Here is a 13,258-nt window from a genome sequence, read left to right on the forward strand (position 1 = left end):
GAAAGGTCATGAGATATATAGCTGGCATTGATATCGGCAACTCATCCACAGAAGTCGCGCTGGCGACGCTGGATGACACTGGCGCGCTCACCATTACCGGTAGCGCGCTGGCAGAAACCACCGGGATAAAAGGCACATTGCGTAATGTGTTTGGGATTCAGGAGGCGCTTACGCTTGCGGCTAACCGTGCAGGCATCAATGTCAGCGATATCTCGCTTATCCGTATCAACGAAGCCACCCCGGTGATTGGTGATGTCGCGATGGAAACCATCACGGAAACCATCATCACCGAATCCACCATGATCGGTCATAACCCGAAAACACCGGGCGGCGTCGGTCTGGGGGTGGGGATCACTATCACGCCGGAAGAGTTACTCACCCGACCGGCGGATACCCCGTTAATTCTGGTGGTGTCATCTGCTTTCGATTTCGCTGATGTCGCCACCATGATTAATGCCTCTGTCCGTGCCGGTTACCAGTTAACCGGTGTCATTTTGCAACAGGACGATGGCGTTCTGGTCAGTAACCGACTGGAAAAACCCCTGCCCATCGTTGACGAAGTGCTGTACATCGACCGTATCCCGCTCGGAATGCTGGCCGCCATTGAGGTCGCCGTGCCCGGTAAAGTCATCGAAACGCTGTCAAATCCTTATGGCATCGCGACGGTGTTTAATCTCAATGCGGACGAGACCAAAAACATTGTCCCGATGGCGCGAGCGCTGATTGGCAACCGTTCCGCCGTGGTGGTGAAAACCCCGTCAGGCGATGTTAAAGCGCGCGCCATTCCTGCCGGAAACATTGAACTGCAGTCCCAAGGGCGCACGCTACGCGTTGATGTCGCGGCAGGCGCCGATGCCATTATGAAAGCAGTTGGCGAATGCCCGAAACTGGACAACGTTACCGGTGAAGCGGGCACCAATATTGGCGGTATGCTGGAACACGTTCGCCAGACAATGGCTGAACTGACCAATAAACCAAGCAACGAAATTTTTATCCAGGATTTACTGGCCGTAGATACCTCCGTTCCGGTCAGTGTCACCGGTGGACTGGCCGGTGAGTTTTCTCTTGAGCAGGCTGTCGGTATCGCCTCGATGGTGAAATCAGACCGTCTGCAGATGGCAATGATCGCCAGCGAAATCAAAGAAAAGCTGAACGTGGATGTACAGGTTGGCGGTGCAGAAGCCGAAGCGGCAATTCTGGGCGCGCTCACCACGCCAGGTACCACGCGTCCGCTGGCGATTCTGGACTTAGGTGCGGGCTCGACCGACGCCTCCATTATCAATCCCAAAGGCGAAATTATCGCCACCCACCTCGCCGGGGCTGGCGACATGGTTACCATGATCATCGCCCGGGAGCTGGGACTTGATGACCGCTATCTGGCGGAAGAGATCAAAAAGCATCCGTTAGCCAAAGTCGAAAGCCTTTTCCATCTGCGCCACGAAGACGGTAGCGTTCAATTCTTCCCGACGCCACTTCCCCCTGCGGTGTTTGCCCGCGTCTGTGTGGTCAAGCCGGATGAACTGGTGCCCCTGCCCGGCGATCTCGCGCTGGAGAAAGTTCGCGCCATTCGCCGCAGCGCCAAAGAGCGCGTGTTTGTCACCAACGCCCTGCGCGCACTGCGACAGGTTAGCCCGACGGGCAATATCCGCGATATTCCGTTTGTCGTTCTGGTCGGTGGCTCCTCGCTGGACTTTGAAGTGCCGCAACTGGTGACGGACGCCCTGGCGCATTATCGCCTGGTGGCCGGACGCGGAAACATTCGCGGCACCGAAGGCCCGCGAAACGCGGTTGCGACGGGGCTCATCCTCTCCTGGCATAAGGAGTTTGCCCATGGACAGTAGCGTCACCACGCCTGCCATTGTGATTTCGACCATCGGCGACTGCCTTTCAGTCTGGAAAGAGGTGCTGCTCGGCATTGAAGAAGAAGGCATTCCGTTTGTGATCCAAAACCAGGCGGCGGGAGAAGTCGTTCAGAGCGCATGGCAGGCGGCCCGCCAGTCTCCGCTGCTGGTCGGCATCGCCTGCAATGAAGAAACCCTGGTCGTGCACTACAAGAATTTACCCACTTCAGCGCCGCTTTTTACGCTGACGTATCGCCAAAACAGCCTTGACCGGCGAAGTACTGGAAACAACGCGGCAAGGTTAGTCAAAGGGATCCCCTTCCGGGATCTCAATGCTTAATCCACAGGAGAATTGCAGTATGAATAACGCACTGGGTCTGGTTGAAACAAAAGGGTTGGTCGGCGCGATTGAAGCCGCAGATGCCATGGTGAAATCCGCCAACGTGCAACTGGTCGGTTACGAAAAAATCGGCTCCGGCCTGGTGACCGTCATGGTTCGCGGTGACGTCGGCGCCGTTAAAGCCGCCGTTGATGCAGGCTGTGCGGCAGCAAGCGTCGTGGGTGAGGTGAAATCCAGCCACGTTATCCCGCGTCCGCACAGCGACGTTGAGGCTATTTTACCGAAATCGGCCTGAGCATTATCGAAAAGGAGCACAGCGTGAAGCAATCACTGGGATTACTCGAAGTTAGTGGTCTGGCATTAGCCATCTGTTGCGCAGATGCCATGGCGAAAGCGGCTTCCATCACGCTGGTTGGCCTTGAAAAAACCAACGGTTCAGGCTGGACGGTGATCAAGATCACCGGTGATGTGGCATCAGTACAGTCTGCCATTATCACCGGTGCTCATCTCGCTGAACAGCAAGATGGCCTGGTCGCGCATAAAGTGATCGCCAGACCTGGCGAGGGCATTCTTTCTCGCGCGATGGCTGCCACTCCGGCACCTGTGCCTGCACCCGCAACGGTGTCTGCACCGGAATCCGTGCCAGCCCCCATCGAAGAACCTGAAACTGAAGTCGTTGTAGAAGAGTCAGCACCGGAAGCGGCGCCTGAAGACGGGATCATCAGCTGCAATTTGTGTCTGGACCCGGCCTGTAAGCGCCAGAAAGGCGAACCCCGGTCGCTCTGCCTGCATTCAGGTAAACGAGGTTAAGCGTAATGGATAAGCAACTTCTGGAAACGACGGTCAGCAAAGTGCTGAATGAATTACGGGATCGCCCCATTCCACTGGGCGTTTCCAACCGTCATATCCACCTTAACGCTGAGGATTATGCCCGTCTATTTCCGGGACATCCTATTAGTGAGAAAAAAGGGCTTCTGCAACCGGGACAGTATGCGGCTGAGCAAACCGTCACGTTAGTGGGACCAAAAGGTCAACTGAAAAATGTCCGCCTGCTGGGGCCGCTGCGTAGCACCAGCCAGGTGGAGATTTCGCGCACAGATGCCAGAACGCTGGGCATCGCCGCGCCGTTGCGGATGTCCGGAAATCTCAAAGGTACGCCGGGTATTCGCCTCGTGAGTCCCTTTGGCGAACTCGAACTCACCTCCGGGGTGATCGTCGCCCAGCGCCACATTCACATGTCGCCGCTGGATGCGCTGATCCTGCGCGTTGCTCACGGCGATAGCGTCAGTGTCGCTATTGAGGGCACCGATCGTCGGCTGATCTTCGATAACGTTGCGGTACGCGTTTCCCCCGACATGCGTCTGGAGATGCATATTGATACGGACGAGGCCAATGCCGCCGGGGCAGATGATCCCAATGCTTTCGTCACACTGGTGACTGAGCGATGAACGGCGATCTGTTGCAGCGAATCGTCGAGGAGGTGGTCTCCCGCCTGCAACGTCGTGCGCAAAGCACCGTCACGCTGAGCGTCGCGCAACTGCGGGAAACACCGTCCCGCGCCCTGTTTTCTCAGTATGCCTCTGTGCATATTTTACAGGTCGATCTGCCCCTGCTGGAGCAGATCGCCAACAACGATTCGTCACATGCCGCTGCCGTCATGATCCATGAGGCGCTGGCATTTGGCCTGCGGGTGCAACTCTCAATGCAACGTCGGTTACTGCCCGCCGTGCCGGTAAAAAAACTGGCCCGACTGCCGCTGATTCTCTGTGATGAACAGGGGCAGCCTATCATGCTGCACCCCACCCGACTGTTAAGTTATGCCGATGTTGCCCCGTTACCTGCAGGGTTGCTGGTGCTGCATCGCAAATGTGTTGTTACCGCGCTGGCTCGCGAGACCGCGAGCTCGCGCCACATCCAATTGATGAAGCAGGAGTGAACCATGCATCTGGCACGTGTTACAGGCGCGGTGGTATCCACGCAAAAATCGCCCTCGTTGGTCGGAAAAAAACTTCTGCTGGTACGCCGCGTGAGTGCCGACGGTGAATTACCGGCGAACCCAACGGCAGGTGATGAAGTCGCCGTTGACTCCGTCGGCGCAGGCGTTGGCGAACTGGTGCTCCTGAGTAGTGGCTCCAGCGCCAGACATGTTTTTTCCGGGCCGAATGAGGCCATCGATCTGGCCGTTGTCGGCATTGTCGACACGCTTTCTCGGTAAGGGGGAGTTATGGCGATTTATACCCGCACAGGTGATGCAGGCACAACCGCGCTCTTTACCGGACAGCGCGTCAGTAAAACGCACCCCCGCGTGGAAGCGTATGGCACGCTCGATGAGCTTAACGCCGCGCTGAGCCTGTGCGTCTGCGCCACCCATAGCGCGCAGCATCGCGCGCTGCTGGAGGCCATTCAGCTACAAATTTTCTGGTTCAGCGCTGAACTTGCCAGCGAAAGCGAGCAGCCGTCTGCGGATCAGCGCTATATCAGCTCTGAGGAAATTGCCGCACTGGAAGCGGCTATCGACACCGCGATGGGACGCGTTGCCCCCTTGCGCAGTTTCATTTTGCCTGGCCGTTGCGAAGCCGCAAGCCGCCTGCATTTTGCCCGCACTCTGGCGCGCCGGGCCGAACGCCGTCTGGTGGAACTCGCGGCCGAGGTCACCGTCAGGCATGTGCTTATGCGCTATATCAACCGCCTGTCAGACTGCTTGTATGCACTGGCGCGCGCGGAAGATCACGACGCCCATCAGGACACCATTATCCGGGAAGTGACGAAGCGCTATCTGGCAGCGGGTCACGCCCCTGTCAAAAAGGAATCTGCGATGTCGCTCTCCTTTGGCGATCTTCACCAGTTAACACGCGCCGCCGTCGAGCGAGCGCAAGTCTTAAACGTCCCGGTGGTCATCAGCATTGTTGATGCTAACGGCACCGAAGCCGTCACCTGGCGGATGCCGGATGCCCTGCTGGTCAGCAGTGAACTGGCACCGAAAAAAGCCTGGACTGCGGTGGCGATGAAAACCGCGACGCACGAACTTGCGTCAGTAGTTCAGCCCGGCGCGCCGCTATACGGGCTGGAAAGTCATATGCAGGGAAAAGTCGTCACTTTTGGCGGCGGCTACGCGCTATGGCGTGATGGATTGCTTATTGGGGGTCTTGGTATCAGCGGTGGAAGCGTTGAACAGGACATGGACATTGCACAGGCTGCCATTGCGGCAATAAACGTGAGAACACATCAATGAATACGACCGAACTGGAAACCCTCATCCGCACTATTTTGAGCGAGCAACTGGCTCCCGCAAAAACTGAAATCAAAGGGAACGGCATCTTTCAGTCTGTTGGTGAAGCTGTCGATGCTGCCCACCAGGCGTTCTTGCGTTATCAGCAATCACCATTAAAAACGCGCAGCGCCATTATTAGCGCTATCCGGGAAGAGCTGGCGCCACAACTGGCTACGCTGGCGGCAGAGAGCGCTGCGGAAACCGGAATGGGTAACAAAGAGGACAAATTCCTCAAAAACAAAGCGGCGCTGGACAATACGCCGGGTATTGAAGATCTGACCACCACGGCACTCACTGGCGACGGCGGCATGGTGCTGTTTGAGTATTCGCCGTTCGGCGTGATTGGTTCCGTTGCGCCCAGCACTAACCCGACAGAAACCATTATTAACAACAGCATCAGCATGCTGGCGGCGGGCAACAGCGTCTATTTCAGCCCGCATCCGGGTGCTAAGGCCGTGTCACTGAAACTTATCGCCATGATTGAAGATATTGCGTTTCGTCGCTGCGGCATTCGCAATCTGGTGGTGACCGTTGCCGAACCGACGTTTGAAGCCACCCAGCAGATGATGGCGCACCCGAAAATTGCCGTGCTGGCGATTACCGGCGGTCCGGGCATTGTGGCAATGGGTATGAAGAGCGGAAAAAAAGTGATTGGTGCAGGCGCGGGGAATCCTCCTTGCATCGTCGATGAGACGGCCGATCTGGTGAAAGCGGCGGAAGATATTATCAACGGCGCGTCATTTGACTACAACCTGCCGTGCATCGCGGAAAAAAGCCTGATAGTGGTGGAATCCGTCGCTGAACAACTGATTCAGCAGATGCAAAGTTTCGGCGCGCTGTTGTTGAGTCCAGCCGAGACAGAGAAGCTGCGTGCAACCTGTCTGCCAGAGGGGGTAGCCAATAAAAAACTGGTGGGTAAAAGCCCTTGCGCTATGCTTGAAGCCGCCGGTATTCCGCTCCCGGCAAAAGCGCCGCGCCTGCTGATTGGCGTCGTCAGCGCCGACGACAGTTGGGTAACCAGCGAGCAGTTAATGCCGATGCTGCCCGTGGTGAAGGTGAAAGATTTTGACGCCGCGTTGTCGCTGGCGCTGAAAGTGGAAGAAGGATTACACCACACCGCCATTATGCATTCGCAGAATGTCTCTCGCCTGAACCTTGCGGCGCGGACTCTGCAGACCTCCATTTTCGTTAAAAACGGCCCCTCCTATGCGGGGATTGGCGTCGGCGGCGAAGGTTTTACCACCTTCACCATCGCCACGCCGACGGGTGAAGGGACAACGTCGGCACGCACGTTTGCCCGCTCCCGTCGCTGTGTGCTGACTAACGGTTTCTCAATCCGCTAATGAGGTTGTGATGAATACTTTTTCACTACAAACCCGTTTGTACAGCGGCCCTGGAAGCCTGAAAGTGCTTGGCCGCTTTACGGACAAGCACATCTGGATTATCTGCGATGGTTTTCTCGCCCGTTCGCCGCTGATTGATACGCTTCGCGAGGCGATACCGGCAGATAACCGGATCAGCATCTTCAGTGAGATTACGCCCGACCCCACTATCGGAACCGTCGTTCAGGGGATTGCACAAATGCAGTCCCTGCGCCCCGACGTGGTGATTGGTTTCGGCGGCGGCTCCGCGCTGGATGCCGCGAAAGCCATTGTCTGGTTCAGTCGTCAATTTGATATTGATATTGAAACCTGTGTGGCGATCCCAACCACCAGCGGAACCGGATCGGAAGTGACCAGCGCCTGCGTGATAAGCGATCCGGAGAAAGGCATTAAATATCCGCTGTTCAATAACGCGCTCTACCCGGACATGGCGATCCTTGATCCGATGCTGGTCGTCAGCGTCCCACCCGCCATTACCGCCAATACCGGAATGGATGTGTTGACGCACGCGCTGGAAGCCTATGTGTCCACGCGCGCCAGTGACTTTACCGACGCACTCGCGGAAAAAGCCGCTCAGATAGTCTTTCAGTATCTGCCTGTCGCGGTTCGTAAAGGCGACTGCCTCGCTACACGCGGCAAAATGCACAACGCCTCTACGCTGGCAGGGATGGCCTTTAGCCAGGCTGGACTGGGGCTGAACCACGCCATCGCCCACCAGTTAGGCGGTCAGTTCCATTTGCCACACGGTCTGGCGAATGCCCTGCTGCTGGCGTCGGTGATCCGCTTCAACGCGCACGATCCGCGAGCGGCTAAACGTTACGCCCGGTTCGCGAAGGCCTGTCATTTATGTGCTGACAGCGCCAATGAAACGGCGAGCGTGAACGCGCTGGTGCAGCACATCGAGCAACTGAAAAAAGCGTGTGCTATCCCAACCCTTGCCGTGGCGCTTAAAGAACAAAAACAGAACTGGTCAACGCGCATTCCGGCAATGGTTCAAGCCGCGCTGGCAGACGTGACGCTGAAAACCAACCCCAGAGCGGCGGATGTCGGGGCCATTCAGGAACTGCTTGAGGAATTGTTATGAATACCGCCCTGAATGATAAACCAGACGTCCTGGATGGGCCGACGCTCGTTGAACGCGTTCGTGCGGCAGGCATTGTGGGGGCTGGTGGTGCCGGTTTTCCGACGTATGTCAAACTCCAGGCTCAGGTGGAAATTTTTCTCGTCAATGCAGCCGAATGCGAGCCGATGCTGAAAGTCGATCAGCAACTCATGGCGCAGCAGGCAGCGCGTCTGATTCGCGGCGTACAGTATGCAATGAAGGCCACCGGCGCCTGCGAAGGGATCATCGCCCTGAAAGAGAAGTACCAGCCAGCGATTACCGCCCTGACGCCGCTTTTACCTCCGGCGATCAGACTGCACATTCTGCCTGATGTTTATCCGGCAGGCGATGAAGTACTGACCATCTGGATGGCGACGGGTCGCCGCGTTCCCCCCGCTGCGCTGCCGGTCAGCGTGGGCGTGGTGGTCAATAACGTACAAACCGTACTGAATATCGCCCGCGCGGTCGAACAGCACTATCCGGTGACGCGCCGCACGCTCACTATCAACGGCGCCGTTGCTCGTCCACAGACCGTGACCGTCCCCATCGGTATGTCCTTACGCGACGTGCTGGAGATGGCTGGCGGCGCGACCATCGACGATCCCGGGTTTATCAACGGCGGACCGATGATGGGAAGCCTGGTGACGTCACTGGACGCGCCGGTCACGAAAACCACCGGCGGACTGCTGGTTTTGCCGAAAACACATCCACTGATTCAGCGACGTATGCAGGATGAGCGCACCGTGCTGTCGGTGGCGAGAACAGTCTGTGAACAGTGTCGCCTGTGTACCGATCTCTGCCCGAGGCATCTCATCGGTCACGAGCTCTCTCCGCATCTGCTGGTGCGCGCAGTCAATTTCCATCAGGCCGCCACGCCACAGCTGTTGCTCAGCGCCCTCACCTGTTCTGAATGTAACGTCTGTGAAAGTGTGGCCTGCCCGGTAGGTATTTCACCTATGCGGATTAACCGGATGCTGAAGCGCGAGCTACGTGCACAGAATCAGCGCTACGAGGGGCCGCTCAACCCGGCCGATGAGATGGCGAAATACCGTCTGGTGCCGGTAAAACGACTCATCGCCAAACTGGGGCTGACACCGTGGTATCGGGACGCGCCGTTAGTCGACAGCGAGCCCGTAGTTGAGAGAACGACGCTGCTGTTGCGCCAGCACATCGGCGCCAGCGCGGTGCCCTGCGTTCAGAAAGGCGAGCGTGTCGCGCGTGGTCAGTGCGTCGCTGAAATTCCGCAAGGTGCGCTCGGCGCGCCTGTTCACGCCAGTATTGACGGCATTGTCTGTGAGGTAACAGATCAGGCCATCATCGTTGTAAGAGGTTAACCATGTCTCAGGCCATAGGTATTTTAGAACTCACCAGCATTGCCAAAGGGATGGAAGCAGGCGATGCCATGCTGAAAAGCGCCAATGTGGATCTGCTGGTCAGCAAAACCATTTGTCCGGGTAAGTTTTTGCTCATGCTGGGCGGCGACGTCGGCGCAGTACAACAGGCGATCGAGACCGGAAATGCGCTCGCTGGCGAGATGTTGGTCGACAGTCTGGTGTTACCCAATATTCATGCCAGCGTGCTTCCCGCGATTAGCGGACTGAACAGCGTGGACAAACGTCAGGCGGTGGGGATTGTTGAAACCTGGAGCGTAGCAGCCTGTATCAGCGCGGCTGACCGGGCGGTGAAGGCGTCCAACGTTACGCTCGTGCGCGTTCATATGGCGTTCGGTATCGGAGGCAAATGCTACATGGTGGTCGCGGGTGATGTCTCCGATGTCAACAACGCGGTCGCGGTTGCCAGTGAGAGCGCGGGTGAAAAAGGCCTGCTGGTTTATCGTTCAGTGATCCCTCGCCCGCACGAAGCGATGTGGCGTCAGATGGTGGAGGGATGATGGAAAGGCAACCGACCACGGATCGCATGATCCAGGAGTACGTACCCGGCAAACAGGTCACGCTGGCGCATCTGATTGCGAATCCCGGCAAAGACCTGTTCAAGAAGCTGGGGTTGCAGGACAGCGTCTCGGCGATTGGCATTCTCACCATCACGCCAAGTGAAGCATCCATTATTGCCTGCGACATCGCGACGAAATCCGGTGCGGTCGAGATTGGCTTTCTTGACCGTTTCACCGGTGCGGTGGTGTTAACCGGCGACGTCTCGGCGGTGGAATACGCCCTCAAACAGGTTACGCGCACGCTCGGCGAAATGATGCGCTTTACAACCTGTTCCATCACGCGGACATAGCGTAATGCAGCGCATGATGTTAATTGGCCCCAGCCAGTGCGGTAAGACCTCGCTGACGCAGTGTCTGCGCGGCGAGGCTCTCGCGTATCAGAAAACGCAGGCGATTGTCTGGTCTGCCGAAACCATCGACACGCCTGGCGAATATCTGGAAAACCGCTGTCTTTACAGCGCGCTGCTGGCGAGTGCCTGCGAGGCGGATGTCATTGCGCTCGTGCTCAATAGCGATGCGCAGTGGTCACCTTTTTCCCCCGGTTTTACGGCACCAATGAACAGACCGGCGTTCGGCGTTGTGACCAAATCAGATTTAGCGGACCCGCAGAAAATTGCGCAGGTCACAGGTTGGCTGGAACAGGCTGGCGCAGAACGTGTGTTCGTGACCAGCGCCGTCAACCATTCCGGACTCGATGAACTGTTTGCCTTTCTGAACCAAAAGGAATCTTCATGTCTCACAAAATAATGGCGATCAACGCGGGCAGCTCGTCCCTTAAATTTCAGTTACTGGACATGCCGCAGGGTGATTTGCTGTGTCAGGGGCTGATTGAACGTATCGGCCTGCCGGATGCCCGGATCACCCTGAAAGCGCAGGATCAAAAATGGCAGCAAACCACCCCGGTTGCCGATCATCGCGAGGCGGTGACCCTGCTTCTCGAAATGCTGATTAGCCACGGCATTATTACCAGCCTGCAGGACATCGAGGGGGTCGGCCATCGTGTAGCGCATGGCGGGGAATCGTTTAAAGATTCTGCGCGCGTGACCGATGAATCACTGGCGGAAATTGAACGCCTTGCCGAACTGGCGCCCTTGCACAACCCGGTTAACCTGCTCGGCATCAACGTATTTCGCCAGTTGCTGCCCGACGTGCCTTCGGTTGCTGTGTTTGATACCGCATTTCATCAAACGCTGGAAGAGCCATCCTATCTCTATCCGCTTCCGTGGCGGTATTACGCAGAGTTTGGCATCCGTCGCTACGGTTTTCATGGGACCAGCCATAAGTACGTCAGCGCGACGCTCGCCGAAAAACTTGGCGTCCCGCTTAGCGCGCTGCGGGTCGTGTGTTGCCATCTGGGCAATGGCAGCAGTATTTGCGCGATTAAAGGCGGTAAGTCGGTTAATACTTCGATGGGCTTCACCCCACAGTCCGGCGTGATGATGGGTACCCGCAGCGGGGATATCGACCCGTCCATCTTGCCATGGGTTGCGCAACGTGAAGGCAAAACGCCACAGCAACTTAACCACCTGTTGAACAATGAATCCGGGCTGCTTGGCGTTTCAGGCGTCTCGCATGATTATCGTGACGTTGAGCAGGCTGCTGACGGCGGAAATCCCCGCGCCGCGCTCGCCCTGTCACTGTTTGCAGAGCGTATTCGCGCCACGATTGGCAGCTATATCATGCAAATGGGTGGTCTGGATGCGCTGGTGTTTACCGGAGGTATCGGGGAAAACTCAGCGCGCGCCAGAGCGGCAATCTGCCAGAATCTGCACTTCCTGGGTCTGATCGTAGACGAAGAGAAGAATCAGCGGAATGCGACCTTTATTCAGGCGGAAAACGCCATGGTTAAAGTGGCGGTCATCAACACCAACGAAGAGCTGATGATAGCCCAGGATGTGATGCGGATTGCTCTCGCAGAATCAGAAAGTATCGCCGTGTCGGCCTGAGTTCGCGCCGCGCAAATTGCGGCAAATCATGGTAATAGCGCAATCGCCATGACACTATGCGCCGAGGATTGCAGATCAGAAAGGTGATAACGTGGCTGTTGCGCAGTGCCCCGCGTCGTGCGGTGAACTTATTCAGGGCTGGATAATGGGCAGCGAGAAACTGGTCTCCTGCCCGGTTGACTGGTACAGCACCGTCGAGGTCAGCACCGGTTCCCCTCTGGCGGATGAGCGCCCTCTTTCGCGGGCTATGGTCAACCGACTTCTTGAACACTGGGACTACCCTGCCCACCTGAGTCAGGATATCCGTGTTTCGATCCATTCAACTATCCCGATTGCCAAAGGCATGGCCAGCAGTACGGCGGATATTGCCGCAACCGCTGTCGCCACCGCGCAGCATCTGGGCCATCAGCTGGATGAGTCCACCCTCGCGCAACTATGCGTCTCGCTGGAACCGACGGACAGCACCGTTTTTCAGCAACTGACGCTGTTTGACCACAACGACGCATCGACGCAAATCCCCTGCGATGCTCAACCGGCGCTGGATCTTCTCGTACTGGAGAGTCCGCAAACTTTACGCACCGCGGATTATCATCGCATTCCCCGGCAGGCGGGTTTACATGCGGGCGCACCGGCGCTGAAGCGGGCATGGGAAAAAGTACAGGAAGCCTGTGCGGAGCAAAATCCTTATCGTATGGGAGAAGCGGCGACGCTGAGCGCTATTGCCAGCCAGATGCTGTTGCCAAAACCGGATTTCGACGCGCTATTGTCGCTGGTTGAAGAGTGTGGTTTATACGGCGTGAACGTGGCGCACAGCGGCAGCGTCGTCGGACTGATGCTCGACAGACAGCGACACGATGTTGATTACGTTAAGTGGTTACTGGCAAGGAACAGACTGACTGAGCACTGGCCGGAACAGCATTTATTGCGAATGGTCAGCGGTGGCGTAAAACGACAGTGAGGATCGCCTGACGGATCCTCACTGCTGGCAAAACGTTACTCCGCTTTCGCGTCGCCGTTTTTCATTTCACCCATCGCCTTCAGCTTTTTGGAGATGTCGCGACGTTCTTTGGATATCTCTGCATTTTTGATGATGTAGTCATCAACGCGATCTTCATAGTCGCTTTTCATGCTGGCGATGATGCCCTGAATAGCTTCAACACTCATCCCCGGCTTGATGTAATCGCTCAGGTTGTCCAGCAGCAGAACACGTTTCTGGTTGTCACGGATCTTTTTCTCAACGTCCTGGATTTCACGCTGCAGTTTGTTTTTACGACGGAACAGACGGACAAATTCCAGCACGTCCTGGAAAGATGGCTTGGTAGTTTCCATTTTTACACCCCTGATAATGTGAGAGTCGGATTCGTTTAAACGATAGGGCTAACATTACTTTTCGCAGCCGCAAATGACAATGGCTTCATTCTGGTT

The 13,258-nt window shown here is 56.8% G+C and carries 17 protein-coding genes; 16 read left to right on the plus strand and 1 reads right to left on the minus strand.

Annotated features, from left to right (window positions below):
- Positions 1 to 8 precede the first annotated feature (8 nt).
- The 16 genes from AOY24_RS06475 to AOY24_RS06550 all read left to right on the plus strand — a co-directional run bounded on the left by AOY24_RS06475 (position 9) and on the right by AOY24_RS06550 (position 12,791).
- Positions 9 to 1,841, plus strand: a complete 1,833-nt coding sequence (locus AOY24_RS06475) for a diol dehydratase reactivase subunit alpha (RefSeq protein ID WP_054176329.1) — start codon at positions 9 to 11, stop codon at positions 1,839 to 1,841.
- Positions 1,831 to 2,181, plus strand: coding sequence for a glycerol dehydratase reactivase beta/small subunit family protein (locus tag AOY24_RS06480; protein ID WP_043000234.1), 351 nt, complete (start codon positions 1,831 to 1,833; stop codon positions 2,179 to 2,181). The genes AOY24_RS06475 and AOY24_RS06480 overlap by 11 nt, the downstream gene beginning before the upstream one ends.
- A 19-nt stretch (positions 2,182 to 2,200) precedes the next feature.
- Positions 2,201 to 2,476, plus strand: coding sequence for a propanediol utilization microcompartment protein PduJ (pduJ, locus tag AOY24_RS06485; protein ID WP_042318188.1), 276 nt, complete (start codon positions 2,201 to 2,203; stop codon positions 2,474 to 2,476).
- Positions 2,477 to 2,499: 23 nt separating this feature from the next.
- On the plus strand, positions 2,500 to 2,991 hold the full coding sequence (locus AOY24_RS06490) for a BMC domain-containing protein (protein WP_044257567.1): 492 nt from the start codon (positions 2,500 to 2,502) through the stop codon (positions 2,989 to 2,991).
- Between the two features lie 5 nt (positions 2,992 to 2,996).
- Positions 2,997 to 3,629 carry a phosphate propanoyltransferase gene (locus AOY24_RS06495; protein ID WP_043000232.1) on the plus strand — a complete coding sequence of 211 codons (633 nt, stop codon included), beginning with the start codon at positions 2,997 to 2,999 and terminating at the stop codon, positions 3,627 to 3,629.
- Positions 3,626 to 4,117, plus strand: coding sequence for a microcompartment protein PduM (pduM, locus tag AOY24_RS06500; RefSeq protein ID WP_054176330.1), 492 nt, complete (start codon positions 3,626 to 3,628; stop codon positions 4,115 to 4,117). The genes AOY24_RS06495 and pduM overlap by 4 nt, the downstream gene beginning before the upstream one ends.
- Before the next feature lie 3 nt (positions 4,118 to 4,120).
- Entirely contained in the window at positions 4,121 to 4,396 is a 276-nt protein-coding gene (pduN, locus tag AOY24_RS06505; RefSeq protein WP_012906340.1) for a propanediol utilization microcompartment protein PduN, read from the plus strand.
- A gap of 9 nt (positions 4,397 to 4,405) precedes the next feature.
- Positions 4,406 to 5,413 (plus strand): two-domain cob(I)yrinic acid a,c-diamide adenosyltransferase PduO, encoded by a 1,008-nt coding sequence (pduO, locus tag AOY24_RS06510; protein ID WP_054176331.1) that lies wholly within the window; start codon positions 4,406 to 4,408, stop codon positions 5,411 to 5,413.
- Positions 5,410 to 6,795, plus strand: coding sequence for a CoA-acylating propionaldehyde dehydrogenase PduP (gene pduP, locus AOY24_RS06515; protein ID WP_044267059.1), 1,386 nt, complete (start codon positions 5,410 to 5,412; stop codon positions 6,793 to 6,795). Before pduO ends, pduP begins: the two co-directional genes overlap by 4 nt.
- A gap of 10 nt (positions 6,796 to 6,805) precedes the next feature.
- On the plus strand, positions 6,806 to 7,918 hold the full coding sequence (locus tag AOY24_RS06520) for a 1-propanol dehydrogenase PduQ (protein WP_054176332.1): 1,113 nt from the start codon (positions 6,806 to 6,808) through the stop codon (positions 7,916 to 7,918).
- Entirely contained in the window at positions 7,915 to 9,270 is a 1,356-nt protein-coding gene (locus tag AOY24_RS06525; RefSeq protein ID WP_054176333.1) for a 4Fe-4S dicluster domain-containing protein, read from the plus strand. The genes AOY24_RS06520 and AOY24_RS06525 overlap by 4 nt, the downstream gene beginning before the upstream one ends.
- 2 nt (positions 9,271 to 9,272) lie before the next feature.
- The gene (gene pduT / locus AOY24_RS06530; protein WP_043000226.1) at positions 9,273 to 9,827 is read left to right on the plus strand and encodes a propanediol utilization microcompartment protein PduT; all 555 of its coding nucleotides are present in this window, start codon (positions 9,273 to 9,275) and stop codon (positions 9,825 to 9,827) included.
- A complete protein-coding gene (gene pduU / locus AOY24_RS06535; RefSeq protein WP_042318179.1) occupies positions 9,827 to 10,177 on the plus strand; it encodes a propanediol utilization microcompartment protein PduU in 351 nt (116 codons plus the stop codon). Before pduT ends, pduU begins: the two co-directional genes overlap by 1 nt.
- 4 nt (positions 10,178 to 10,181) lie before the next feature.
- The gene (gene pduV / locus AOY24_RS06540; RefSeq protein ID WP_044257562.1) at positions 10,182 to 10,634 is read left to right on the plus strand and encodes a EutP/PduV family microcompartment system protein; all 453 of its coding nucleotides are present in this window, start codon (positions 10,182 to 10,184) and stop codon (positions 10,632 to 10,634) included.
- Positions 10,619 to 11,833 (plus strand): acetate/propionate family kinase, encoded by a 1,215-nt coding sequence (locus AOY24_RS06545; RefSeq protein ID WP_054176334.1) that lies wholly within the window; start codon positions 10,619 to 10,621, stop codon positions 11,831 to 11,833. Before pduV ends, AOY24_RS06545 begins: the two co-directional genes overlap by 16 nt.
- Positions 11,834 to 11,924: 91 nt before the next feature.
- A complete protein-coding gene (locus AOY24_RS06550; protein ID WP_043000223.1) occupies positions 11,925 to 12,791 on the plus strand; it encodes an L-threonine kinase in 867 nt (288 codons plus the stop codon).
- Between the two features lie 35 nt (positions 12,792 to 12,826).
- Here AOY24_RS06550 and AOY24_RS06555 read toward each other — a convergent pair whose 3' ends face one another.
- Positions 12,827 to 13,162, minus strand: a complete 336-nt coding sequence (locus AOY24_RS06555) for a DUF496 family protein (RefSeq protein ID WP_042318175.1) — start codon at positions 13,160 to 13,162, stop codon at positions 12,827 to 12,829.
- Positions 13,163 to 13,258 lie beyond the last annotated feature (96 nt).

It is taken from the genome of Citrobacter sp. CtB7.12, assembly GCF_001297795.1.
GTDB lineage: Bacteria > Pseudomonadota > Gammaproteobacteria > Enterobacterales > Enterobacteriaceae > Citrobacter_A > Citrobacter_A amalonaticus.